This is a genomic window from Pedobacter metabolipauper (assembly GCF_004362715.1).
Lineage (GTDB): Bacteria > Bacteroidota > Bacteroidia > Sphingobacteriales > Sphingobacteriaceae > Pedobacter > Pedobacter metabolipauper.
Genome location: NZ_SNYC01000003.1, coordinates 1214301 through 1240294, shown reverse-complemented (window position 1 = coordinate 1240294; position 25994 = coordinate 1214301). Strand labels below are relative to the sequence as shown.

Here is a 25994-nt window from a genome sequence, read left to right as displayed (position 1 = left end):
TTGGTAAAAAAAAGGCAAAACTGAGAGAGTTAAATAACACGGTACGCGTTATTTATAAATAAGTTTGGTGTTGATATAGCCGTTATAGTTTTCATACCAGTCCGGATATTTTAATCCGCCTGATCTTGCCCATTCTGAAAAATGAAGATAAACGTCTGTAATTGATACACTTTCTTGCGGGTAGTTAAAAGGTCCGAAGAAGTCGAGTGCAAATGGCCTGTTCTCCCTGGTGATGTAATACCGTCCGGAACCTGCATCAGAATCGTCTGCTGCAGATTTCAGCAATTTAATATTTGCAAGATCTGTTGGTTGATGATTTACCAAATGGACTTCTTTGCCACGTTCCAGGTTACTGATCATAAACGGGTTAAATGGTGCCGATGCGGTAAATTCATCATCAATAGGACTGTTAAATGTAAGTAGAAGTGTTACTGCGTCACTTTCGATTTTAGCGGTATTTGGGCGTGTATTTATATATCCTGTACCTGCTCCAAATAGATTCCTGTAGTTGTCAAAAGGTATTATAACCGCATTACGCTGATTGCTTTCCAAACCTTTACTGTCAAGTTTGATGTAATTGCCGGATATATTCATCCCGGTAACATTTTTTATTTGTCCGGGAAGGATCGGTAATTGAACACCAAATCCATTCTGAAATTCAGCACCGGCAGCAAGTGGTTTGTATTCAGCGGTCATGTCTACTACAAAGTTTGTTGAATTCATTGCAAACTTATAGCGGTAGCTTATTACCAGGTCATTCAGATCGTAATCACCTTCTAATGGCCACATGTCTTCAAAACCTGTAGTTCCCCATACATCTTCACTTGGGTAATAACGATCATAAGCTCTTTCAGGATCTTTCGGATATTTGTCTAAGTAGTCTGGTACACCATCTGAATCTGTATCAACAATGTCTTCATCCAGGAAAGGAACATCAACTGGTGAAATTGCTTCAACCGGATTAGACTGTGCATATACCACAAGATCGTTAAAATCCTGATCACTTCCCTGGTTTGGCATTCTGTTGATGTCTTCAAAACCAATCAGGAATGTTTTTTGAGCAACATTGTTTAAAACAACGTTATGTCTTTTTAAGCGGTTGTCGGTTTCAGGGTTAAGGCCTTCTGTTGAGAAGAATTTGGTTGCGCCATAATTTATAACGCCAGATCCCCTGTAAGCATCCTGCAGTAACACGAATCCTATAGAGGTTCCTGCTGGAAATCTTCCAATCTTAACTTTATCTCCTTGCAGCATGTTGCCTTCACCAACAGCACCTTTAAGGGATGCATTGGGGAATATTAAATGGATATCGTTAATGTCTTCTGGTTTGGTAGGTTTTTGAGCGGTAGGGTAGGTATAATAGGCAAAAGAGTTTCTGTAATCTGCACCTTCATGTACGAAGGTGATCCATACGTCTGCTAATTTTTCAATTCTAAGGTCTGAAGGAACTTGTGTAGCGATGTATTTTTCTTTTACGGCTTGTCTTTCAGGAAGTGCATGATTGATTTGTTTCATCAATTCAGAAAAATCAATATTATCTACCGGTTCTAAGTTTTTTGGCCTGCCTAGTGCATCATAATCACCAGTGCTGTACATATATGCTGCTGCATTATCTGCGTTTTTACCAATTGAACTTATGCCCGAACTCATTACATAACTTAATTTCTTTGATTCTGCAACTGATTTCTGTATGACGATATTTCCGCTAAATCCCTGCTGACCACCAATAATAGCAGATAGGCTATTGTTTTGTATGTAAGCTTTTGCATTACGGATTAACCCTACATAAGCAGGATCTATAATTATGGTATCTAATGATGAAGGGACCACGATACTTGTTCTGATATATCCATTTTTATCACTCATAACCTTAGTGATCTCTTTTCCAATAATCGGATTGGCAGGATCGTATAAAGAAACCAATACTCCGGTAACCGGTTTATCATTACGGCTCAATAGCCTAACATCAATATCAACCTTTTTAGTGGTTTGATATGCAAAGCCATCAGGAGCTACTTTTTCTCCTGCTACTTTAGATGGATCTTCAGTTCCGGATATTTCTTTTTTACATCCGATAAGAAAAAGGAAGGCAGTGCTGAGTGTAATTAAGAGTAAGTTCTTGTTCATAAAGCTGAGCGGGAAATTAAATAATGATTAAGTATCAGCTTATGTACTTGAAAATAATGCCAGAATAAAAGGGGGCATATGCTGTAAAAGAATGGGGATTTCTGGTTTTAATGTTCTTTTTTAGTAGGGTCATATTCCCCTATTGGGGAATATTTTCTACGTAGTGAGTGCTGTGCCAAAAATTGTAATTACAGGTCAATATTTACAATATACCTGTTTTCCTTTAATTGAGGGTCGTATTGATAAATGAAACTATCCGATGCAAGGGTAATAATGTACAATCCAAAATGTTCTGGCATGTGATCTATACTGAGACCTTCATCTTTGAATGGATTTAGAAATCTGAACCGATATTGATCTAAGGGCTGGATCTGGTGTTTATTTTCCTGTGAGAAACTAATTTTCAGGATATGGTCTATATTTTCAAATGGAATTTGCGGTGAAGAGGCACTAAACTGTATTTGAAGGCCTTTCTCCATTTTTTGGATACTTAAATGCGGATGATCAATGATCAGTTGAAGCTGGGTATTTGGATCTGAAGTATGTTTGATTGAATTGGTTACCAGTTCAACAAGTATAAGTTTAATTCTTTGCTGCTGTGATACATCCAATTCAACATGCTCAAGGATATTTGCCAATACCCTTTTTGCATAATCATATAGCTTATCAATGTCGTTCGGGATCTCCAGATCTATAGTTACAGGCAGGAATTTCATCTAAAATTCTTTTAGGGCTGTTTCAAGAGAATCTTTTAGATCAAAGATCTTGTCAAGCCGGGTAAGTTCAAATAAGTTATTGATATCACTATTAAGTTCTATAAGTACTAGTTTACCATCCTGTGGCAGTAAGTTCTTCAATATGGCAACCATGGCGCCCAGAAATGAACTGTCAATATATTCTACCCGTTCAAAGGATACGATCAATTTTCTTGCACCAAGGGTAATTTCATTGAGTACCTGCTCCTTAAAATGTTCTGATTTGGATAGGTTGGCATCTTTATCTTCAATAGTAATTAATAAAACATCATTGATGTTTTGTTTTGTAATGTCCATTAGATTTTTTTTAATATAATAATGCTGCAGTCGTCTACCTGAGAAACGTGCTTGTTGAATAAATTGTTCTTTATCTCATCTGCTGTTACCTTATTTTTTTTAAGGTTAAACAGCTTTTCTTCGAATAATTTAAGATCAGATCGTTTTTTTCCATCTACCTCAAAATCGATCATGCCGTCAGAAATTAAATAGATCTCTTCTTCCTCACCCATCGCTATGTCTATTTCGTTGTAATTTCCATGTTCCGCAAATCCCAGTAATATACCATCAGATTTAAAAGGTTTTAATCCTTCACTGTCCTTCTCAAACTTCAGGAGCGGAAGATCTCCGGCACCTGCATATTTTATAGTTCCAAGTTCATCATCTACAAGGACGATGCTGAGTGTTGAAAATATTTCGCCTAAAAGCTCGTCTGCATAGATTACCCGGTTCAGCTTATTCATAATCTGTGATAGTGAATAATTTTCATCAAATACACACAATCTAATGGCAGACCTAATATAGCTTAAGAAACTAAAAGAAAAAAACCAGGCACCCCATTTTTTACCCATTACATCACCAAGTACAATAAATGTATACCGGTCATTGACCTTAATAAAGTCTATGAAATCTCCGCCCGGCTGGTTTTGAAAGGACTGGTTGAAATAGCTAATAGAAAAATTCTTTAGTACTGGCGCCTTTTTAGGAATATTCCTTAAGTTTAATTTCTCCGCTATTCCCTTAATTTCACCGAGTGAGCGTTCATAGTGTTCGCGTACTGCCTGGAGCAGGTTATCTATTTTTGACAATACATGTGTAGGAGGGGTATTCTTTGTGATGTAATCAATCGCTTTTAAATCCAGCCCTTGCTGTACAAAGTCATGGTCGTTGACTGATGTTAGAAATAAGAATGGAATGTTCTTATACGTTTCTTCAGTAAGCAGGTGCCTTCTGAATTCAAAGCCATTCCTTACGGGCATTTCATAATCAGAGATGATCAGATCCGGGGTTTCTTCTTTCAGGATCAGCTCAGCTTCATCAACTGATAATGCGATTCTGCACGAATAGCCATTAGATGTGAGTAATTTTTCAAACAGTCTCAGTTGAATAATGTCATCATCTACCAACAAGATGGTTCTATTCATCAGTTTTTATGTTAAATACAGATTTAATAATAATATATATCCCTACCGCAATTATAATTAAAGAAATCAGATCCATTAATGTAAAGCCATCGTCCCAGTTAAAGTTGAAAATAACAAACATTTCAAAATAAGGAGGGGCAGGCATTATAATCATTGCAAAACCCAAGGTAATAAATAAAAAGCCAATTACAATTTTTATCCCTTTATACATTCCTAATTTGAAACGGTTGCTTTTGGCATTTGCTGAATCAAAATGGTTGTTGGCCAATAAGATCTCCAGCTGGTCCAGCTGGTCGAGCTTATTCATGGATGCGGAACTGACTTCGCGAATGTTCCTGATGAGTTCTTTTCCTTCTAATTTTTCGTCTAATACTTTATCAATCCTGGTCTTAATTCCTTTTACATTTTGGGAGTCTAACTCGCTCTTTTCAAGCAAAATGATAAATTCCTGAAGCTTTTCCATCAAGACCTCATCCTTAACGTCAAGGGATTCAAAACTTTTTAAATCGTCAGTAAGTTTCTTTTTGTCGGTCAAAATATGCTATTTTGATGGTGTTTGTAAAAGTTTAACTAATAAATGGGTTTAATATCAATTGTAACTGTAAATTTTAACCAGCCTGAGGCTACACTGGCATTGCTTAAATCCATTGATCTGTATTATCCAAAAGCTAATATAGAGATTATTTTAGTTGATAATGGAAGTGCTGCAGATAACAAAACTTATTTTACAAGTAATATACACCGGGTAAACTACATACGTTCAGAAAAGAATCTGGGTTTTGCAGGAGGGAACAATTTAGGGATTACACAGGCGAACGGAGAATACCTGTTTCTGGTGAATAATGATACTGAGTTTACAGCTGGTATTTTAGAAGAGTTATCTGCTACGCTGGATCATAATCCCACGATTGGGATTGTTTCTCCTCAAATAAATTATTACGACAGCAAAGCCACCATTCAATATGCTGGTTTTACACCGATGAACTATTATACCTGCCGCAATGCCTGCATTGGTCAATTTGAGACCGACAAAGGACAGTATGCCGGTAAAGCGGAGCCCACAGGATATATACATGGTGCAGCCATGATGATTACGAGAAAGGCTTTGGAGCAGGCAGGGCTGATGGAAGAGAATTATTTTCTATATTATGAAGAGATGGACTGGTGTGAAAAAATAAAACGTGCCGGTTTTGAGATCTGGATCAATACCAATGCGCTGATTTATCACAAAGAATCGCTGGCAGTAGGAAAGAACAGCGCATTAAAGGAGTATTTTATGAACCGTAACCGGATCTTATTTATACGGCGCAATGCAGATCTGCACCATAAACTATTTTTTTACAGTTACTTTTTATGCTTTGTAACTCCCCGCAATATTCTGAAATACCTTGCAGACCGGACATCTTCTTTTATCCCGGTACTTTTCCGTGCAATTGGCTGGAACATTAAAAATCCGATAAACAGCAAACATTTAGGCTTTACTTTAAAATAATTATGATCATTTCATTCTGGATAGCAATATTCCTCGTTTTTTATACTTTTTTCGGTTACGGTATCTTGTTGTATCTTATGGTTCGGATCAAAAGGATCATTAAAACCTCAAAAAGAAAGCAATATGATTTTAATAGCCTGCCATCATGTACACTCATTGTTGCTGCATACAATGAAGCTGATTTCATTGATGAGAAAATTAAAAACACTTTGGAGCTGAATTATCCTGCAGGAAAGCTGGAATTGGTCTTTGTAACAGATGGCTCATCTGATGGGACCAATGAGCTGGTTGCGAAATATCCGGAGATCAAATTGCTTCATGCCCCTGAGCGGAAGGGTAAGATCTCGGCCGTTCACCGGGCTATTGAACAGGTAACTTCAGAAGTTATTGTGTTTACAGATGCCAATACATTTTTAAATGCAGATGCATTGGTCTTGATCTGCCGTCATTATGCGGATGAAAATGTTGGTGCTATTGCCGGAGAAAAGCGGGTAATGGTTGATGCATCAGCAGATGCTACTGCCGGAGAGGGGTTTTACTGGAAATATGAATCGAAGCTTAAAGCCTGGGATTCGGAGCTTTATTCCGTTGTTGGTGCCGCGGGAGAATTATTCAGTATCCGCAAAAGCTTGTATGTGCCAGTGCCTGTTAATAGTGTCCTGGATGATTTTATGATCTCTATGCGGATTGCAGAAAAGGGGTATGTGATCGTTTATGAACCTGAGGCTTATGCACAGGAAACCTCATCTGCAAATATTAAAGAAGAATTAAAGCGCAAAGTAAGAATTGCAGCAGGAGGGATCCAGTCTGTAATCTGGCTAAAATCATTGCTTAACCCATTTCAGTTTCCGGTATTATCCTTTCAATACGTTAGTCACCGCGTATTAAGATGGACCATTACACCGTTCTTAATGATTGCCGCTTTTATACTTAACCTGATCATTGTATTGAACAATCCTTCTATTGTGTACGGATGTATTTTTGGCGGACAGATCCTGTTTTATCTATCCGCCTGGTTAGGTAAAGTACTGGAGGATAAAAAGGTTCGTGTAAAGCTGCTTTTTGTCCCCTACTATTTTTGTATGATGAACTATGCCGTCCTTGCCGGATTACACAGGTACTTTTTTGGAGAACAGTCTGTAATCTGGGAAAAAGCAGTTAGAAAGTAAGGTGTATAATGCATATAGATTTATAGCTATCCGGATGATATAGATATTCCAATAGCTACAAAACAGATTTAAATAATAAAAGCCGCTCGGGGGCGGCTTTTATTATTTTTTTTCTGGCGGGGTAGAGACAATCTCCCCAAATTCGTTTACGTAAGCCATCATGCTTTCCAGGTCTCCTCCTGATGAGTTTTGCTGACGTTCCTGCTTGCGTTGTTCTTTATCTTCTTTTTTCTTTTGTCGGTTTTTTTCTAGTTGCTTCTTCATGAAGGTAGCCTGAGATTTAGCCATAAGTTCAATGTATTTAGTTAAATAAATAACTTTTCTCTGCTTTTACCTGTTCAGTCTTTATAAGTTCAATGTGCTGCATTGATGTGTCTGAATATAATAATTCTCGGGTGGCAACGGATCAGCAACCAGGAGAAAATGAACCCAGCCATATATATTGGCTGGCAAGTAATTATAAGAGAAATAGTATAATGATACCCCGTTTTATGCAAATATACTAAAATTTAGCCAAAAATCAAATGTAAGCACTACCGTTCAACAGTAACAGTAAACGTAGTACTGATCTTTGCCTTTAGCGTTACTGTGGTTACTCTTCTTGCCTTACCAGTTAAAATGAATTTTACCGGTGCTTCCTTCAGTACATTTTTTACATCAGTATCTGTTACCATTACAGGTATTCTTAGTGTGCCGTTTTTTACATCCGGGTTACTTAAGGTGGCTGCGTTATTGAGCGTTTGCGAAGCGGTTTCAATTTTTACCGAAATGTTCTCCAGGTTGGCAAAGTTGTTTGCTGTTAACAAGGTATCTACCAGGTCAATTTTAATGCCGGTCAATTTTGCACTTGTTACCGAATTTGTTCCAAAGCCGGGTGCCTGATCTTTAATCAATGCGTCCAGATCAATAGGAATATTTACTTCTCCCATTGCTGCATTTGAATTTGTATTACTGATAATTGGAATGGTATATTCTATACTTTGCGGATTGACGATCACATCCCTGGTTAATGAATCTTCTACTTTATTGCAGGAGGAAAAGGTCAGTAAGATTAAGGCGGTCAGCTGGAGCAGTACAAATATTTTTTGTCTCATGTTAAAATTTTAATGATCGGATCATATGCAAATATCAATAAAATATCGGTTATTAGATCCTTAGTTTAGCAGGTATTTAAAATACCCAATTTTGAACCTTAATCCCTTAAATCTCCCATTTATTTGGCAGTTTTAAGCCTCAAAATAATGTTTTGTGTTATATCATAATCATTTGTTTATCAGAATCTTTATTTACTCTGTAATAAACCTTAACTTCTTTTGTGGCTGGATCTGTTTATTGAAATTCTTCGTAATTGCAGAATATTATTCTGAATTACAATAAAAGAAGCTGTATAACAGCATTTTATCATGATCTTTATCAATTAATACTGCTGCCTGTTATAAGCTGCAGAAAAATCTGTTCTCATCTCCTTAAAGCGAGCGACAACAGTAGCTATAAATTCTTCATCCAGGATTTGAAAGATCTCATTTGCCCCTCCTCCACTGAGGTCAAGTTCAGACAATTTATAGCTTTGTTCCAATGTTCCCTGTTCAAATTTAACGATGTATTTTTGGTTCATATTAAACAGGGTGATCTTGCATTCGGGATGTGGTAATTCTGCGAGTACTCTCATGTTTTTAGATTAAAGTTTGATGCCAATTTCTTTAAGCAGGAAATCTGCTTTATCAATTTTAGAAGCTACCCATAATATATAACGGATATCTACTCCGATAGATCTGCTGTAGCTTTCATTCCATGCATAGTCATTGATGGTAGCACCGTAAGCACGGTCAAAATTTACACCTATCAGTTCACCATTTGCATTCATGATCGGAGAGCCTGAGTTGCCTCCGGTAGTATCCATATTGTATAGAAATGATACTGGAACATCATTCAGCTCTTTTTTGGCAAAAGTCCCAAAGTCCTTTGCATTCCATAATGTTTTTATTTGGGCAGGATAGGCGAAATCAGGATTTCCTGTAGTTCCTTTCTCCAATATTCCTTTGATGCTGGTGTAAGGCTGCATGTAGGACGCGTCTGCAGGAGAATATCCCCTAACGTACCCATAGGTTAATCTGAGCGTGCTGTTTGCATCCGGAACGAAATCCTTTTTCAGGAATTTCTCCTTTACATTTACATAGTCGCCCATCAGTTTATTTAATATCCCTTCTCTGCGGTCTTTTTCTGGTTTAAGCTCTAATACCTGTTTCGCCAGGTCTTTCTCAAATAACAATAGCCCATCATTATAGGCTGCTATTGACCTTGGTGATTGAAGCAGGGTGTTCATTACATAATCCGGGTCTTTAAGCCGGGTTAATCCAAATGTATTTTCTATGTATTCATCAATTGCAGCAGTACTATTAGATCCTTTACTGGTAACTTTATTAACAGCAGTTACTTTCTGGTTCATACTGAGTGCCGCTGCATCCGTAAGCATCCTTTTAAAGATGCGCCGGTCTGCCTCAATATCGTATGCTTCGTAAGTAGTATTTAAAGTTTGCTTTAATTTGGTGATATTCTTATCAAAGTAATCCTGCTTCTGTGCAATCGGCTGTGCGTCCAATTCAGTTTTAAAGCTGTTTAAATTTTTAGAGACGGTGAGCAAACTGGTTGAATTGTAGATCTGTGCAAACCAAAGATCCCTTTGGGCATCTCCATTTATCATTTGATACAAATTGTCAATATCGGTCATCAATGTGCCGTATTTTTCTTTTATGGGCACATTGCTATTGATAAATTCTGCTAAGCCCGCATCTTCCTGTTTCTTCTGCGCAATAAGATCTATTCCTTTAAGACCTTGTAATTTTCCTCTGTAGTTCTTTAAGGTGTTTGCATTGCGTTTAATTCTGGTGGCTAGTTTGAGTTCCGTAGCCTTATTTCTTTTACCTATATTCTCAAAAGTTGTATTCTGGAATTCATAAAGATCGGATACGTAAGGCAATAGATATTTTTGCTGGTAGGCAATAAATTCAGCTGGACGGTGGCGGAATGTCTTACCAGGATAGCCGAGTATAAACACAAAATCTTCTTCAGTGGTCCCTTTTGGATTTACCTTTAAGAATTTCTTAGGTTTATAGGGTACGTTATTCTTTGAAAATTTAGCCGGAGATCCATCAGGCGCTACATAAGCACGCATAAAAGAGAAGTCGCCAGTGTGACGCGGCCATACCCAATTGTCGGTCTCTCCGCCATACTCACCAATCTGCCGGTTTGGAACATAGACCAGTCTTACGTCCTGGATGGTTTTATACCGAAACAGTACATAGGTCTTTCCAATGAACATTTCTGAAACTTCGGCTTTAATACCAGGATCCTTTTTCTCCGCTTCAGCAACTATGTTTTTCATCACATCATTGATTAATTTTAACCTCGATGCCGGATCTTCAATCTGGGCTACAGCACCAAGTACCCGGTCTGAAACATCTTCATAACTGTCGGTAATCCGGCAGGTTAAATTCTTTGCTTCAATTTCCTGTTCATAAGAATTTGCTACAAAACCATCATTAAGGTAGTCGTGTTCAGGTGTGCTGGCAAGCTGAACTGCACTGAATGCACAATGGTGGTTGGTGATGATTAATCCTGCATCAGAAATGAATGAACCGGTACAGCCGCCCACATTGACCAGGGCATCTACCAGGCTCGTACCATTTGGGTTATAGATCTCATTTTGATCGATCTTCAGGCCAGCTTTCTTTAAATCAAGTTTACTGATCTCGCTTAAAGGAAACATCCCTTCTTCGCGTGCTATATAACCTGACTGAACTATTCCGAGCGCCAATAGTGAAGTAAAAAATAAGGTTTTCTTATTCATTGGTGTAATTAATAGGATTCTAAAACTCCAAACTTAATGATTTAATTAGGGTTTTACATGCTCATGGCAGGATTAAGAAGATGGTTTAGTATTTTTGCTGTAACTAAAAAGATCAACAATGGCTGAAGACCTTCAGATTATAACTAATGCCGGTAAAGAAGAACAATACCGTTCTATTGTTCCGCAAATAGAAGCCTTGATTACAGGAGAGCATGATCAAATCGCCAACCTGGCAAACATTGCTGCGGCTTTAAAAGAGCAGTTCAATTGGTTTTGGGTCGGCTTTTACCTGGTTAAAGAAGATGAACTTGTTTTGGGTCCTTTTCAGGGGCCTGTAGCATGTACCCGAATCAAAAAAGGACGAGGGGTTTGCGGTGCATCCTGGCAGCAGGCTGATACGATCATTGTGCCTGATGTGGATGACTTTCCAGGTCATATTGCTTGTGCATCTGCTTCCCGGTCAGAAATTGTCCTGCCAATTTTTAAGGATGGAGAAGTGATTGGGGTATTGGATGTTGATAGTGAATATCTTTCTCATTTCGATGATGTTGATGCATTGTACTTAAATAAAATAATTAGTTTATTAAATGACTAAATTGCCTTATTCTTTTTATCAGAGTGAAGATGTAAATGTGCTTGCCAGGCAGTTATTGGGCAAGTATTTGTTTACAGATATTGATGGTCAGCTAACCGGAGGGATGATTGTAGAAACCGAGGCGTATAAGGGTATTGAAGATAAGGCATCGCATGCTTATGGCGGAAGGTTTACCAGCCGCACCCAGATCATGTATGAGGAAGGCGGCTTGTCTTACGTTTATCTGTGTTATGGCATACATCACCTGTTTAATGTGGTAACTGCTCCTAAGGGTGTTCCTCATGCCGTTTTAATCCGGGGACTGGAGCCTACTGCCGGTTTGGATATTATGCTTCAAAGAAGAAACACAGACCGCTTAAAACCGAATTTAACTGCTGGTCCGGGGGCACTTGCCAAGGCGTTGGGAATAGATAAAGGTTTAAATGCCAAAGATCTGTTAGGAGACGAGATTTGGATTGCCGATGCCGGTTCTGTGATTTTGGATGAACAGGTTATTTCGTCGCCGCGCGTTGGCGTTGCATACGCTGATGACCATGCACTTTTACCCTGGCGATATTACATCATGGGAAGTAAATTTGTGAGTAAGCCGAATAAGTAGTTGTAAAACAATTAGTCTGCACCAATCGCATGACTTTTGCACACTGTGCAGATTCGTTACATTATTATGTACTTTTGAATTAATGAATTTTGACAACAATCTAACTTTTGCACGCCGTATGGATCTTGCTGATCCACTCCGCGGATTGAGGCAGGAATTTCTGTTTCCTCAACAAAATAATAAACCCTTTATTTATTTGTGCGGCAATTCATTAGGGTTACAACCTAAAGTGGCGAGAGAGGTGCTGGATGTTCAGTTAAACAATTGGCAGAACCTTGCCGTTGAGGGTTGGTTTGAAGGGGATAGTCCATGGATGTTTTACCATAAAGAACTGAAAAAGTTGATGGCACCAATAGTTGGGGCAAGTGTTTTAGAGGTTTGTCCGATGAATACACTGACTGTAAATCTTCATTTACTGCTCGTTAGTTTCTACAGGCCGACAGCAAAACGGTTTAAGATCATTATGGAAGCCGGTGCATTTCCATCAGATCAATATGCCATAGAGAGCCAGGTTCGTTTTCACGGATATGATCCCAAAGATGCCATTATCGAAGTTGCTCCCGGAGCAGGAGCATATACATTAAGAACGGAAGATATTGTTGCTGCAATCGATAATTCTGCAGATGAAATTGCGTTGGTGCTCTTTGGCGGGATCAACTACTTTACAGGGCAATGGTTCGATATGGAAGCAATCACTCGGGCAGGGCATGCCGCAGGAGCTATAGTGGGATTTGATCTTGCTCATGCTGCGGGGAATGTTCCTTTAAAACTTCACGATTGGGATATTGACTTTGCCTGCTGGTGTTCTTATAAATATCAGAATTCAGGTCCTGGTGGGATTAGCGGTATCTTTGTTCATGATAAGCACTTTTCAGATACCAGTTTAAACCGGTTTACAGGATGGTGGGGTTACCAGGAAGAACAGCGTTTTAAGATGGAGAAAGGATTTGTACCTGAAGCAGGTGCAGATGGATGGCAAGTAAGCTGTACGCAGGTTATGCCAATGGCTTTATATCATGCATCCCTGCAGATTTTCGAAAAAGCAGGGTATATGGATGTACTTCGATCTAAAAGTAAAAATTTAACCAGTTACTTGTTTTACATTATAAATGAGGTGAATAAAGCTCTTGGATCGGAGCAGTTTAAAATAATCACTCCTGCTGCAGAGCAGGATCGCGGTGCCCAGGTTTCTATCATTGCCAGACAGGAAGGAAAGGCTATCTTTAAAGAATTGGTTGCCCAAAATGTATTGGGCGACTGGAGAGAACCTAACGTAATCCGGTTGAGTCCGGTTCCGCTATACAATTCCTTTGAGGATGTTTATACTACCGGGGTATTATTATTAAAGATTTGTAAGGAGGTTTTAGCATGATCAATTATAATCCGAAAGATTGGTTTACATTCATTTTTCACATTCATAAGGCAGATACCTTTAGAAAATTGTGGCCTTTAATGATTAGCGTGAGTATTTTCTCTGGCATCATTGCTTACCTGGAACTGAATTATCTGAGGCTTTCTGAAACTACATACGTCAAAAATATTGGCATGATGCACAGTTTGCTGGGTTTTGTAATTTCCATGCTGCTCGTTTTTAGAACCAATACTTCATATGACAGGTGGTGGGAAGGCCGCAAACTGCTCGGATCACTCACTAACGTTAGCCGTAATTTTGCCATAAAGCTCAGATCACTAAAATTAGATTCAACAGAACTGGAGTTCTTTGAATATGCAATCCCTAAATATGCTTTTGCGTTGAAGGAGCATTTGAGGGAAAAGCTTTATTTTGGTAAGAATAGCCTGCTGATCGAAGTTGACGGCGGAAAACACATTCCCAACCAGGTAGCAGGCAGCATATCATCGCGTGTATTTGATCTGCAGTCTGCTGGAAAGATCAGTCAGGAACAGTTAATTATACTTAATTCAGATGTTAATCTGTTTACAGATATATGCGGTGGCTGTGAGCGTATTATGAAAACACCTATTCCATATTCATACAGTGCTTTCATCAAGAAATTTATCTTTATCTATGTGATTACCCTGCCATTTGGATGGGTATTCAGCCTCGGTTATTTTGTGATACCTATTGTTCCGTTTATCCTCTATGTACTGGCCAGTTTAGAATTAATTGCTGAAGAAATTGAAAATCCTTTTGGAATGGATGCCAATGATCTGCCTGTTGATGAGATTTGCAATAACATTGAAAAACACGTAGGAGAGATCCTGAACTAGGATGATTAAAATTGCCTGGCATTCACTTTATGCACATCCGCTGCCTGAAGGGCATCGTTTCCCAATGCTCAAATATGAACTTATTCCTGAGCAGCTGCTGCATGAAGGTGTAATCACTACAGATAACTTGTTCGCTCCTGAACCTTTAAAGGAATCAGTCATTCTGCTTTCTCATGAACAGACGTATTGGGAACAGCTTCGTGATCTTACGCTTTCAGAAAAGGAACAGCGCCGCATTGGTTTTCCGTTGTCTGCCCAACTTGTTGAGCGGGAAGTTCGGATCGCACAAGGTACAGTAGACGGCGCATTATATGCCTTGCGGCATAGTATTGCATTTAATGTTGCTGGCGGCACGCACCACGCAGGGAGCAATTGGGGTGAAGGTTTTTGCCTGTTAAATGATCAGGCTATTGCAGCTAACTACTTATTGAATAATAATTTAGCTAAACGTATATTGATAATTGATTTAGATGTACATCAGGGTAACGGTACAGCTGAGATCTTTGCTCAGGAACCAAATGTATTCACCTTTTCTATGCATGGGGACAAGAATTTTCCATTTCGGAAAGAGCAGTCCGATCTGGACATTGCCTTAGCGGATGGAACAGGTGACGATCTGTTCTTGGCTGAGCTTAATGATGCTCTTCCAAATTTATTAGCTTTTAAGCCTGACTTTGTTTTTTACCTATCGGGTGTTGATGTTTTAGAAAGTGATAAATTAGGGAAGCTATCATTAACCAAAGCCGCCTGCAGGGAACGGGACAGGATCGTATTTCAGTTTTGTAAGGACCAGGGACTGCCGGTTCAGGTAAGTATGGGTGGTGGTTATTCTACCGATATAAAAGATATTGTAGATGCACATTGTAATACCTTTAAGGTAGGACTAGATATTTTTGAATAATTATGAAGATTGTAATTGCAGAGAAGCCTTCAGTGGCGCGTGAGTTGGCTAAGGTCTTCGGTGCAACCGGAAAGAAGGATGGTTATATAGAAGGAAAGGGATATTCATTTACCTGGGCCTTCGGGCATCTTCTGCAATTGGCACCACCACAGGAATATGGGTTTATCGGTTGGCGCAGACAGCATTTGCCGATGCTGCCCGCTAAGTTTAAGTTGGGCATCCGTAAGATTAAAACAAAAGATGGCCTGGTTGAAGATCCGGGAGTTAGAAAACAGCTGGACATCATTAAGAAGTTATTTGATGAAGCTACAGAGATCATTGTTGCAACGGATGCCGGGAGAGAAGGTGAATTGATCTTTCGGTATATCTATTATTTTTTAAAATGCAAGAAACCCTTTAAACGGCTTTGGATCTCTTCGCAGACCGATGAAGCCATCAAAGAAGGTTTTAGAAATCTTAAGCCGGGTACAGATTACGATACCTTATTCAACTCTGCACACTGCAGGTCGGAATCTGATTGGTTGGTTGGTATGAATGCCACACAAGCCTTAAGTATTTCTGCAGGGGCACGTTCCGTGCTTTCGCTGGGAAGGGTTCAAACGCCAACATTGGCCATGATCTGTTCGAGGTTTCTCGAGATCAAAAACTTTGTACCTCAATTGTATTACCAGCTGGCCATACAACTTGATAAGGATGGACAGTTATTTAGAGCGGTTTCTGTAAATAACTTCGATAAAAAAGAAGAAGCCGAAGAACTGTTTGCCAGGATCGAAGATGCTGCCTCAGGTTTTCCAAATGGCGGAAAGATCTTAACGGTTGAAGCAAAGCCAAGAAAAGAACCACCGCCCTTATTGCATGATCTGAGCAGCCTGCAGCAAGAAGCAAATAAAAAGAAGGGTTTTACTGCCGATCAGACTTTAAATCTTTTACAGGGCTTGTATGAGAGCAAGCTGGTTACTTATCCGCGTACTGGCAGCAGGTATATTGGTGATGATGTATTTGCAGGTGTTCCTAATCTTATTGATAAATTAACCACACATAAAGATTTTGGCAAACAGGCGGAATTTTTAAAAACAGTCGCACTGAACAAAAGAAGTGTGAATGCGAAGAAAGTAACAGATCACCATGCCATATTGCCAACCGGCGAATCTCCTTATCAGCTGACTGGCGATAAGCAGGCAATTTATGATATGGTTGTTGGGAGGATGCTGGAAGCTTTTCATCAGGAATGTGTTAAAGAGATCACCAAAATTACAATTGAATCCGGATCTGTATTTATGGCTAATGGTACCGTGATCCGGTCTGCAGGCTGGAGATCCGTATTTAATGATACAGATGAGGATAAAAAAGATGAAGAAAATCCTTCCTTACCTAAAGTAAAGAAAGGAGAAGAGTTGCCTATCGTAAATAAAGCTTTACTGGAAAAGCAAACCAAGCCTAAGCCTTTATACAATGAAGCATCGCTTTTAAAGGCGCTTGAAACTTCGGGTAAGGACATTGAGGATGAAGAACTGAGGTATGCCATGAAGGATAGCGGCTTGGGAACTCCTGCAACACGGGCCGCAATCATTGAAACATTAATTAACAGGGAGTACATTATCCGTGAAAAGCGTAACCTGGTACCAACAAATAAGGGGCTTGCTGTTTATGATGTGGTTAAAGATAAAAAAATAGCGCAGGCAGAACTAACCGGACAATGGGAGAAGCGGCTTGAAGAGATCCGGTCAGGAGCTTCTGTCATTGATTTTAAAGCTGAGATTACCGATTACACGCGCACAATTACCAATGAACTGCTTTTAGCCGGAGCAGGGCTGGCTGAAAAATTTAGTTCAGATAAACAGCCGGCACAGCCCAAAGTATAAACAATATGCCTATTTAGCTGTTGTTTACATATATCGAATCATTAATTTTAGACAATGAAAACAGACCTTGTTGAGATTTTTCAAACCATAAGGGCTTCTTTACAGCCTTATGCCACATTGGGTTTTAGTAACCGTACAAACAGCGAAACCAATTATGATCTGTGGAGCGATAAAAATGTAGTTATTGAAGATCGGCAGGTACATGAAGTGTTTTTTGCCAGTGTAGTTATTGAAGACGGTTATGTGGCCTTCAATCTGATGGGAGTAAATGGGACAACAGATCTTAATGGAAGCGTTGGTGCTGATCTTTTGAAATTGTTAAAGGATAGATCATGTTTTGAAATAAAAGAACTGGATGATCTGCTCATGGCCCAAATTGATGAAGCATTAGCCGTTGGCTATAAAATTTATAAAGAAAGCGGTTGGATATAAAATTACCCTGGCTGGAAGATGTACGGAACAGCCTTTCTATTCTTTTTAAGGTAACATTGAGTTTATCAGCAGACGGCGTCTTTCAGCTGATACACTTTGGGCCTAAAAATTTCAGTATTCATCTGGTATCAGCAGACCTGGATAATCCTGCTGAATTGATTGCGCTTCAGGAAAGGTACCAGCAGAATGGGATTTATCTGGTACATCTCTGGCAAGATATCTGGCATACGCGTAAGGAACAGGTGCTGGGCAGAATTACTTCAATCCTGGGATTTAATCAGCGAATTCATGGCAGAAAAACGCAGGTGATATCTGTAGATCAGCAGACTGCAGATGATTTCTTTAACCATAACCACTTGCAGGCATCTGCTAAGTGCCGTTATAAATTTGCACTTAAATATAATGATCAAATTGTTGCTGTTGCTGGTTTTAGCAACCTAAGGAGAATGAAAAATACAGATCCTGGTTATCGGTCTGCTGAGCTGATTCGTTTTGCAAGCTTAACGGGATACACTGTGACCGGTGGTTTTACTAAACTTCTGAAGCATTTTATTGGGCTATATCAGCCCAATGACATCATGAGCTATGCTGACAGGGATTGGTCGCTGGGGCAGGCCTATAAAGAATCTGGATTTGAGTGCTCCGAAATTACCCAGCCATCTGTTATATATTTGGATAAAAAGGAACTAATCCGGTATTTTCCGCACCGTTTACCAGATGATCGTTCTGAGCCTGACTTTATTAAAATATTCAATACCGGTAACTTAAAATACATATTATATCTATAATGAACGGTAATCCCTTACTTATAATATTGGGGCCAACAGCTTCTGGTAAAACCCGTCTGGCTGTTCAGCTTGCAGATGCAATCGGTACACAACAAACTGAAAACGCTAGGCAGACTAGAAATCATAAAGTCAGGTCCGGTAACATAGCGCGCGCTGAGATCATTAGTGCAGATAGCCGTCAGGTGTTTAAAGGCATGGATATAGGTACGGGAAAAGATCTTAATGAATATAAGATCAATGGAAAACTAATCCCGTATCACCTGATCGATATAAAGCAGGCCGGTGATCACTACAACGTAAATGAATTTAAGGAAGATTTTTATGCGGTATTTAATGAATTGACAGCTAAAAATATTCTTCCAATACTTTGCGGAGGTACCGGAATGTACATTCATAGTCTCTTACAGCAGCATGAATATACGGCAATTCCGGTAAATGAGACACTTCGATTGTCCTTAAAAGCATTAACAATTGAAGATTTAAGAAGCCATTTGTCAGCGTATCCTCATGAATTTACAGGTCATGCAGATCTATCTTCTCATAAGCGATTGATCCGTGCTATAGAAATTTCTAATTATTTAAAATATAATACCCTGATTAAGCCAGAACGGCCGGTAATAAATCCTTTGATTATTGGTCTTGAATCTGAGGTGATACTTAGGAGAAACAGAATAGCAGTTAGATTGGAAGCAAGGTTTAAAGCGGGGATGATTGAAGAAGTGAAAACACTTTTAGACCGGGGTATAAGCAAAGATATGCTCACTTTCTATGGTCTTGAATATAAGTTTATTGCAGCGTATCTTTTTGGAGAAATGGATCTCACAGAACTCAAAGAAAAATTGACCATTGCGATATGTCAGTATGCTAAACGTCAAATGACATTTTTTAGGAAAATGGAAAAAGACGGGGTATATATTCACTGGCTAAAATCAGACAATCCACAAGAATTGGTTCAACAGGCGCTGGCGGTATATCAAGGCCATTTCAACGCATTTGTTTAAGTTTTGTGAAATAAATATTCGTTTATTTTTCCTGTAGTGTTTTTAAGTCAATATTTATTTATTTTTTAAGTATGGCACACGTTTTGTAAAGTGGACAGTACAGAAACAATTGGTTTCATTAAACTTTAAATAAACGATCAGAAAATGAAAAAATCTACAAAATTTCTAGCAACGGCAGCAGCTGCTTTAGCTATATTCTTTACAACAAATGTTAATGCACAATCTGGAGATTCAAAAGCGCTTCGCTTAGGAATCGGATTAAACTTAGGTGTACCTACAACCAAGGCATATAGCTTCGCAGTAGGTGGGGATTTGAGATTGCAAAAAGATTTCAGCTCTAACATTTCAGGTATCCTTTCTGCTGGTTATACTAATTTCTCATTGAAAGATGATTATATAGGTGATGACCTGTCAATGATTCCTGTTAAAGCAGGAGCAAAAATATTTTTTGCTGAAAGTGCTTATTTCTCAGGAGAGCTAGGTGCTGGATTTGGTACTAAAGATGGTCAGAAAACAGCTTTCTTATGGGCTCCGGGTGTAGGTTATGGTTTTGATAACGGTTTAGACCTTGGATTGCGTTATGAAGGTGCTGAATATAATGGCGGATCTGTTGGACAGGTTGCCTTACGTATCGCTTACGGTTTCAGACTATAATCGAATTACAATTAAAGTATAATTTAATAAGGCCCTTGTCTCCAGTCTGATTAGACAAGGGCCTTACTTTTTAACAAAATCTCAGTTAATGTATTCTCACCGCTCTCACCGCTCTCAGCGGATCAGTTAGGTTAAATTAATATAAAACTGATCTGGATTTTGCAACGTATTTAATATCAACATTTATACACATCAATTAGAAAAACAATCATGAAAACAATTACTAAATTTTTCGCAACTGCAGCGGTTCTCTTAACTGTTGCTTCAACAGGACTAAAAGCTCAAACAATGGAAACTATGGACAGCTCTAAAGGTGTTCGTTTAGGCATCGGAATTAGCGGTGGTCTTCCAACTAAAGGTTCTCCATTTGAATACGGTCTTGGTGCCGATGCACGTTTACAATTTGACCTTTCCAGAGAATTATCTATTGTTGCATCAGGTGGTTATACCAGAATGATGGCTAAAGATAATGCTGGCGATGATTACGATTTTATCCCTGTAAAAGGTGGTGTTAAAGTATTCCCGCAAATTGGAGCTTTATATCTATTGGGTGAAGCAGGTGCTGGTTTCGGAATTAAAGACGGATCTAAAACGTCATTTATCTATTCAGGTGGTTTAGGATATGCATGGTCAGGTGGTTTAGACCTGAGTGCAAGATATGAAGGTTACACTCAGGATAGTGCTTCAAGCACATACAGACCTCAAAATGGTCAGTTTGCTTTGCGCTTAGCTTATGGCTTCAAATTATAACATTGAATTTTAATACCTTATCGTTAAAGCCCCTGATTTTTTCAGGGGCTTTTTTATTATTTAAAATTAAAATGCTATTTTAAGCCGAAATGAAATATTGAACGGAGCTGGGATAGCTTTTTAACCAAATAAACTTTATTATTCATGAAAAAATATTTTGCAGCCTGCATCATCATGATCGCTGTTTCCTGTACAAATGCAGAAAAAAAGACGGAGCGTTCTTCCGATAGTACTTCCAAAGAAACCAAGAGTGCAGCTCATGTTGAGTTAAGTGATGCTAAAGTTCAGCGCATCTATGAGGATTATATTTCCCTGAAGGATGCTTTGGTTAAAACACAGTTCGAAGCCGCTAAAGCCGAAGCCGCAAAATTAGAAACAAGTCTTGCCGATTATAAAGGATGTGAAAGTACCTCGGTTACTGCCGGGAAGATTGCTTCTGCAAAAGACATTATTGCACAACGTACCGCATTTACTGCGCTAAGTTCAGATGTGATTGCCTTATTTAAGCACGCGGACCTGAAAAAGGGAGCGATCTATGTTCAGCATTGTCCAATGGCAAACGAAGGTAATGGCGGCGATTGGCTGGCATCAGAAAAAAATATTCAGAATCCATACTATGGAGATGAAATGATGGAGTGCGGAGCAGTAATTGAAGAGATCAAAACTGCAAAATAATTGTGATTCTTACCTCATTGTGACCAGCTTTTAATAATTATTTAACAGTTTTGTTATAATGGAGTCCACACTAATCCAAAATGGATTAGGTAGTTTTGTTTATTATAAATTTTAATAAAAATATATATGTCAGATATCGTAGAAATTAAGATTGATGGGAAAGTATACGAATTCCCCGTAATAACTGGTACCGAAGGGGAACGGGCAATAGATATTTCCAAGTTAAGGGACCTAACCGGTCACATCACTTTAGACTTTGGATATAAAAATACAGGTTCTACAAAAAGTGCGATAACTTTTCTGGATGGTGAAAAAGGTATTTTAAAATACAGGGGTTATCCAATTGAAGAACTGGCTGAAAAATCTACATTCCTTGAAGTTGCCTATTTATTGATATATGGCGATCTGCCTAAACAGAGCGAGCTGGATGGATTTCAAAGTGAAATCAGAATGCATACCTTAATCCATGAGGATATGAAGAAGTTTCTGGACGGATACCCTTCTAAGTCACACCCAATGGCACAGCTTGCTTCATTGGTATGTTCTCTGTCTACTTTTTACCCGGAATCTTTAAACGCCAATTCATCACCTGAAACCATGGATCTGACCATGATTAAGTTATTGGCTAAATTTCCAACGATTGTATCTTTCATCTATAAAAAATCTTTAGGACACCCGCTAATCTATCCTAAAAACAAATACGATTATGTAAGTAACTTTCTGAATATGATATTCGGTCAGCGTACGGAAGAAGTAGATATAGATCCGGTAGTAGTTACCGCCATGAATACTTTATTGATCTTACATGCTGACCATGAACAAAATTGTTCGGCATCAACTGTAAGAATGGTAGGTTCATCTGATTGTAACCTGTATGCATCTGTTTCAGCTGGTATCTCTGCATTATGGGGTCCGTTGCATGGCGGAGCAAACCAGGCAGTTATAGAGATGCTGGAGCGCATTAAAGAGGATGGAGGAGATACAGAAAAATGGATCAATAAAGCGAAAGATAAAAATGATCCTTTCCGTATGATGGGATTTGGTCACCGGGTTTATAAGAACTTTGATCCAAGAGCCAAGATCATTAAGAAAGCGTGTGATGATATTCTGGAGAAATTAGGTATTGATGATCCTGTTTTAGAAATTGCCAAGAAATTAGAAGAAGCCGCATTGAGTGATCCTTATTTTGTGGAACGCAAGTTATATCCAAACGTTGACTTTTACTCCGGCATTATTTACAGGGCTTTAGGTTTCCCAACTGATATGTTTACCGTATTGTTTGCGTTAGGCCGCCTGCCGGGATGGATTGCACAATGGAAAGAAATGCATGAGAACAAAGAACCTATTGGCCGCCCGCGTCAAATTTATGTTGGTCATACCAATCGTGAGTTTGTTGAACTGGAAGGAAGATAGATCTTACAGATCACATAAAAAAAACGCAGGAAGCTATCCTGCGTTTTTTTTATGTGATAAAATGAGCTTCATATAGCTTGTTCTGTTAAAGCTTAGGTCATTAAATAGATCGTATTCCGGATGATGGATTCGGTAATGTAAAGTGAGGCTCCATAAAGGATGAACAACCAGATCATTTTGATGATCGTAGCCTTTCTGCTTCTATTATAAAATACTTTTAACCCTTTATACAGATACCAGCAAATCCAGATTACGATGCCAAATTCGATCAGCTCCCCCATAAAGGATCCAATACCAAATATATATTTGATTGACGGAACACATACGATCGAAACAATAAAATAGGCCGTCATACCATGGATGGTGAAAATCAGGTGATCCAGGTAATAAATGTGGTTCTTTCTAAAGTTGAGCATGATAAAGAATGCCAGAAGGGGCATCAGTAAGAAATATTGCTTTGGCTTATACTTGATCAGTTCTGCCTCAATGCTCCATTCACCTTTTGCAGATTTAGCAGCAATCCGGATATCCCTCTTTTTAATCTGCCTTTCAAACCAGTTATCTCTTTCCGATTCCGGAAGTTTAGCCTGCCTGTTGCTGTATGATTCAAAAGTACTGTCTTGTTTCAGCGTATGCATCCTTTGAAAAGAAGTGATCAATTCTTCAAAATGATCTGATTGAGAGGCTTTGTTCTGTTTTTTTAAGTCATCAATATAAATCTGCTGCTCTGTGAAGCTCAAGTTTTTAAAACTTTGTTTGACCAGTGCATCGTATCCTTTTTCTGCTGAATATTTAACCACGCCCCCAAAATCAGCTGCATTGCTGTCGAGTTCTTTTCTGGTTGCTTCTAAAGATTTAGCCGTAAATTGTTTCTCTTTTCCGGGAACTGCCAGGCCATCCTTTTCGGTGTTGTGGCTATTTGTTTTGGAATGCGGCACTACCAAAAAATAAACAATCGAGACAAAGATATACATGCTTACCGGGTTGATATAGCGGGCTCTTTTACCGGCAATATAATCAAGCGTAACCAGTCCTGGTTTAGTAAGCAGGGGCTTTAAAGTTTGAAAAAACTTAGAATCGAAATGAAGGTAGTGTCCAATACTATGGATGATAAAAGTCCAGAAAGACTCTTTTAATTCCACGTTAGGCTGTCCGCATTGACTGCAGTAATGTGCCTCTACGTGGCTTCCGCAATTCAGACAGTTGTGTTCTTTTCTATATTTACCCGACATGGCGTATCGAATTAGTGGTTCATGGCTTTTATGGCCAGTGCTTCTGCACGGTTATGTTTATATTTAAATATAAAAGGAAAGACAATAGCCAATACGAGGGTATAGGATGCAAAAGTAATCCAGATGCTATGCCAGTCCTTACTTTGGTCTGCAAAAGTGAAGAACTTTTCAATGATCAATCCACTGGCAAAACTACCGAAAAGTGCACCGAATCCATTGACCATCATCATAAACAATCCCTGGGCACTGCCTCTTATTTTTTCATCAACCTGTGTCTCTACAAATAAAGATCCTGAAATGTTAAAGAAATCGAAAGCCATACCATAAATGATACACGATAAGATGATCATCCACAGGCCACCTGCAGGATCTGCAAATGCAAAAAGGCCAAAACGAAGTACCCAGGCAATCATGCTGAACAGCATCACATATTTAATTCCGAACTTTCTTAAAAAGAACGGGATGGCCAGGATAAACAAGGTTTCAGAGATCTGAGAGATCGACATAATGATCGCTGGATATTTGACAGCCAGCAGGTCTTTAAATTCCGGAACATTTTTGAAGTCATGAAGAAACGTATCCCCATAGGCATTGGTTAGCTGTAAAGCAGCTCCTAAGAACATAGAGAAAAGAAAGAATACCACGAATTTACTTTCTTTAAACAAGGTAAAGGCCCTTAAGCCGAATGCATCGACAAATGATTTCGTATCTACCTTATTGGATAATGGCGGGCATTTGGGCAAAGTGAATGAATAGATGCCTAAAGCCAAAGAAACTGCAGAAGCAATATAGAACTGGTTTGATGAAGATTCATTTCCGGTTAGACTCACTACCCATAGTGCAGCAATGAATCCAATGGTTCCCCAGATCCGGATTGGCGGATAGTCTTTTACCACGTCTTTATCAGCACTTTTTAATGCCGAAAAGGCAACTGTAATGGATAGGGACAGGGTTGGCATGTAGCACATCATATTCAGGAGGATCACCCAAAAAAAAGTAGTCGGATTATCAACCATGGGTAAGCTGAAGAGCACAATAGACCCCAATATATGAAGTATGCCGTAAAGTTTTTCCGCGTTAATAAAACGGTCCGAAATAATTCCGGTTATTGCCGGCATAAATATGGAAGAGATTCCCATGGTTGAGAAGATTGCCCCAAACTCTGCACCCGACCATTGCCTGTTTTGAAACCAATAAACTCCAATCGTAATTAACCATGATCCCCAGATAAAGAATTGTAAAAAATTCATCAGAGTTAAGCGGAACTTAACATTCATAACAATAGTTTGTTTGATTTAAAAGTAAAAGCTGAATATAAAACTAATTTTAAATCAAATTCTAAAATGAGATAAAAAAGTTTGCTTTTACCCGAAAATTAGGTATTAAATTAGTTTTTTAAACAAAAATACCGTCGATTATTGGTAAATTATTTAAGATTTCTTTTGTTTATCTCATCACGGATCTTTGCGGCCTTTTCATAGAGTTCTTTAGAAATGGCATCCTGTAATTTTTCCAGTAACTCTTCAGCAGAATATGACTTATAACTCGATCCCGGTATAGAAGTGTTGATATCTTCTGTTCCCTGTTCTTTAGGGATGGCATCTATATTCTCCAAAAATAGAAAGTCGTTGCCTTCGATCACAATTCCTGCAGAAGATAAAATGAATTCATAAGTATAGATCACCGCATTAAAGCGGACAGCCAATGCGATTGCATCGGAGGTTCTTGCATCAATTTCCTGTGTGCCCTGACCGTCAGTGCAGATCAGTTTAGCAAAAAATACACCTTCAACCAGGTTGTATATCAATACCTCCTTGATCTCAATGTTATACGTTTGTGCAAATGTTTTAAACAGATCATGAGTTAATGGCCTGCTTGGAGTCATTTTCTCAATTTCTATGGCAATAGCCTGTGCTTCGAATGCACCGATAATAATGGGCAAACGTCTCCTGCCATTTACTTCTCCAAGAACAAGGGCATACGCCCCCGACTGAGTTTGGCTATAGGATAAACCAACGATATCAAGTTTTACTTTTTTCATATTAAATAATAG

27 protein-coding genes are annotated in these 25994 nt (G+C 38.8%); 15 read left to right on the top strand and 12 right to left on the bottom strand.

Going from position 1 to position 25994, the window contains the following annotated elements; translation table 11 throughout:
• Nucleotides 1–48: 48 nt before the first annotated feature.
• The 5 genes from ATK78_RS05450 to ATK78_RS05430 all read right to left on the bottom strand — a co-directional run bounded on the left by ATK78_RS05450 (nt 49) and on the right by ATK78_RS05430 (nt 4838).
• Nucleotides 49–2127 carry an LruC domain-containing protein gene (locus tag ATK78_RS05450; protein ID WP_133575021.1) on the bottom strand — a complete coding sequence of 693 codons (2079 nt, stop codon included), beginning with the start codon at nt 2125–2127 and terminating at the stop codon, nt 49–51.
• Nucleotides 2128–2315: 188 nt separating this feature from the next.
• Entirely contained in the window at nt 2316–2843 is a 528-nt protein-coding gene (locus tag ATK78_RS05445) for an ATP-binding protein (protein WP_133575020.1), read from the bottom strand.
• Nucleotides 2844–3179, bottom strand: a complete 336-nt coding sequence (locus ATK78_RS05440; RefSeq protein ID WP_133575019.1) for an STAS domain-containing protein — start codon at nt 3177–3179, stop codon at nt 2844–2846.
• Complete coding sequence (locus tag ATK78_RS05435) at nt 3179–4303, bottom strand: PP2C family protein-serine/threonine phosphatase (RefSeq protein ID WP_133575018.1); 1125 nt, start codon at nt 4301–4303, stop codon at nt 3179–3181. The genes ATK78_RS05440 and ATK78_RS05435 overlap by 1 nt, the downstream gene beginning before the upstream one ends.
• Nucleotides 4296–4838 carry a hypothetical protein gene (locus ATK78_RS05430; protein ID WP_133575017.1) on the bottom strand — a complete coding sequence of 181 codons (543 nt, stop codon included), beginning with the start codon at nt 4836–4838 and terminating at the stop codon, nt 4296–4298. Before ATK78_RS05430 ends, ATK78_RS05435 begins: the two co-directional genes overlap by 8 nt.
• Before the next feature lie 42 nt (nt 4839–4880).
• Between ATK78_RS05430 and ATK78_RS05425 the strand changes: the two genes are divergently transcribed.
• Together ATK78_RS05425 and ATK78_RS05420 are read left to right on the top strand one after the other, a co-directional pair.
• Nucleotides 4881–5795 carry a glycosyltransferase family 2 protein gene (locus tag ATK78_RS05425; protein WP_133575016.1) on the top strand — a complete coding sequence of 305 codons (915 nt, stop codon included), beginning with the start codon at nt 4881–4883 and terminating at the stop codon, nt 5793–5795.
• A gap of 2 nt (nt 5796–5797) precedes the next feature.
• On the top strand, nt 5798–6964 hold the full coding sequence (locus ATK78_RS05420) for a glycosyltransferase family 2 protein (protein WP_133575015.1): 1167 nt from the start codon (nt 5798–5800) through the stop codon (nt 6962–6964).
• 102 nt (nt 6965–7066) lie between these two features.
• Here the strand turns inward: ATK78_RS05420 and ATK78_RS05415 are convergent, their stop codons facing one another.
• From ATK78_RS05415 to ATK78_RS05400, 4 genes are all read right to left on the bottom strand, one after another.
• A complete protein-coding gene (locus ATK78_RS05415; protein ID WP_243732446.1) occupies nt 7067–7228 on the bottom strand; it encodes a hypothetical protein in 162 nt (53 codons plus the stop codon).
• A 269-nt stretch (nt 7229–7497) separates the two neighbouring features.
• A complete protein-coding gene (locus tag ATK78_RS05410) occupies nt 7498–8058 on the bottom strand; it encodes a hypothetical protein (protein WP_133575014.1) in 561 nt (186 codons plus the stop codon).
• A 323-nt stretch (nt 8059–8381) separates the two neighbouring features.
• Nucleotides 8382–8633, bottom strand: coding sequence for a hypothetical protein (locus ATK78_RS05405; RefSeq protein ID WP_133575013.1), 252 nt, complete (start codon nt 8631–8633; stop codon nt 8382–8384).
• Between the two features lie 9 nt (nt 8634–8642).
• Nucleotides 8643–10811 (bottom strand): S46 family peptidase, encoded by a 2169-nt coding sequence (locus tag ATK78_RS05400; RefSeq protein WP_133575012.1) that lies wholly within the window; start codon nt 10809–10811, stop codon nt 8643–8645.
• A 118-nt stretch (nt 10812–10929) separates the two neighbouring features.
• Between ATK78_RS05400 and ATK78_RS05395 the strand changes: the two genes are divergently transcribed.
• The 13 genes from ATK78_RS05395 to ATK78_RS05335 all read left to right on the top strand — a co-directional run bounded on the left by ATK78_RS05395 (nt 10930) and on the right by ATK78_RS05335 (nt 22709).
• Complete coding sequence (locus ATK78_RS05395; RefSeq protein WP_133575011.1) at nt 10930–11406, top strand: GAF domain-containing protein; 477 nt, start codon at nt 10930–10932, stop codon at nt 11404–11406.
• Nucleotides 11399–12004, top strand: coding sequence for a DNA-3-methyladenine glycosylase (locus ATK78_RS05390; RefSeq protein WP_133575010.1), 606 nt, complete (start codon nt 11399–11401; stop codon nt 12002–12004). The genes ATK78_RS05395 and ATK78_RS05390 overlap by 8 nt, the downstream gene beginning before the upstream one ends.
• An 82-nt stretch (nt 12005–12086) precedes the next feature.
• Nucleotides 12087–13376 (top strand): kynureninase, encoded by a 1290-nt coding sequence (gene kynU / locus ATK78_RS05385; protein WP_133575009.1) that lies wholly within the window; start codon nt 12087–12089, stop codon nt 13374–13376.
• A complete protein-coding gene (locus ATK78_RS05380) occupies nt 13373–14233 on the top strand; it encodes a bestrophin family protein (protein ID WP_133575008.1) in 861 nt (286 codons plus the stop codon). Before kynU ends, ATK78_RS05380 begins: the two co-directional genes overlap by 4 nt.
• Nucleotide 14234: 1 nt before the next feature.
• On the top strand, nt 14235–15134 hold the full coding sequence (locus ATK78_RS05375) for a histone deacetylase family protein (protein ID WP_133575007.1): 900 nt from the start codon (nt 14235–14237) through the stop codon (nt 15132–15134).
• Between the two features lie 2 nt (nt 15135–15136).
• Nucleotides 15137–16996 (top strand): DNA topoisomerase III, encoded by a 1860-nt coding sequence (topB, locus tag ATK78_RS05370; RefSeq protein WP_133575006.1) that lies wholly within the window; start codon nt 15137–15139, stop codon nt 16994–16996.
• Between the two features lie 54 nt (nt 16997–17050).
• Nucleotides 17051–17428: a hypothetical protein gene (locus ATK78_RS05365; protein ID WP_133575005.1), complete on the top strand. Its 378-nt coding sequence runs from the start codon at nt 17051–17053 to the stop codon at nt 17426–17428.
• Complete coding sequence (locus ATK78_RS05360; RefSeq protein WP_133575004.1) at nt 17419–18216, top strand: hypothetical protein; 798 nt, start codon at nt 17419–17421, stop codon at nt 18214–18216. Before ATK78_RS05365 ends, ATK78_RS05360 begins: the two co-directional genes overlap by 10 nt.
• Complete coding sequence (locus tag ATK78_RS05355) at nt 18216–19217, top strand: tRNA (adenosine(37)-N6)-dimethylallyltransferase (RefSeq protein WP_133575003.1); 1002 nt, start codon at nt 18216–18218, stop codon at nt 19215–19217. The genes ATK78_RS05360 and ATK78_RS05355 overlap by 1 nt, the downstream gene beginning before the upstream one ends.
• A gap of 144 nt (nt 19218–19361) precedes the next feature.
• Nucleotides 19362–19871 (top strand): hypothetical protein, encoded by a 510-nt coding sequence (locus ATK78_RS05350; protein ID WP_133575002.1) that lies wholly within the window; start codon nt 19362–19364, stop codon nt 19869–19871.
• Between the two features lie 210 nt (nt 19872–20081).
• Nucleotides 20082–20621 (top strand): hypothetical protein, encoded by a 540-nt coding sequence (locus ATK78_RS05345; RefSeq protein ID WP_133575001.1) that lies wholly within the window; start codon nt 20082–20084, stop codon nt 20619–20621.
• Between the two features lie 144 nt (nt 20622–20765).
• Nucleotides 20766–21296, top strand: coding sequence for a DUF3347 domain-containing protein (locus ATK78_RS05340; RefSeq protein ID WP_133575000.1), 531 nt, complete (start codon nt 20766–20768; stop codon nt 21294–21296).
• A 126-nt stretch (nt 21297–21422) separates the two neighbouring features.
• Entirely contained in the window at nt 21423–22709 is a 1287-nt protein-coding gene (locus ATK78_RS05335) for a citrate synthase (RefSeq protein ID WP_133574999.1), read from the top strand.
• 92 nt (nt 22710–22801) lie between these two features.
• Here ATK78_RS05335 and ATK78_RS05330 read toward each other — a convergent pair whose 3' ends face one another.
• From ATK78_RS05330 to ATK78_RS05320, 3 genes are all read right to left on the bottom strand, one after another.
• Complete coding sequence (locus tag ATK78_RS05330; RefSeq protein WP_133574998.1) at nt 22802–23941, bottom strand: DUF3667 domain-containing protein; 1140 nt, start codon at nt 23939–23941, stop codon at nt 22802–22804.
• A gap of 11 nt (nt 23942–23952) precedes the next feature.
• Nucleotides 23953–25218: a nucleoside permease gene (locus ATK78_RS05325; RefSeq protein ID WP_133574997.1), complete on the bottom strand. Its 1266-nt coding sequence runs from the start codon at nt 25216–25218 to the stop codon at nt 23953–23955.
• Between the two features lie 149 nt (nt 25219–25367).
• Complete coding sequence (locus ATK78_RS05320; protein ID WP_133574996.1) at nt 25368–25982, bottom strand: bifunctional nuclease family protein; 615 nt, start codon at nt 25980–25982, stop codon at nt 25368–25370.
• Between the last annotated feature and the right edge of the window lie 12 nt (nt 25983–25994).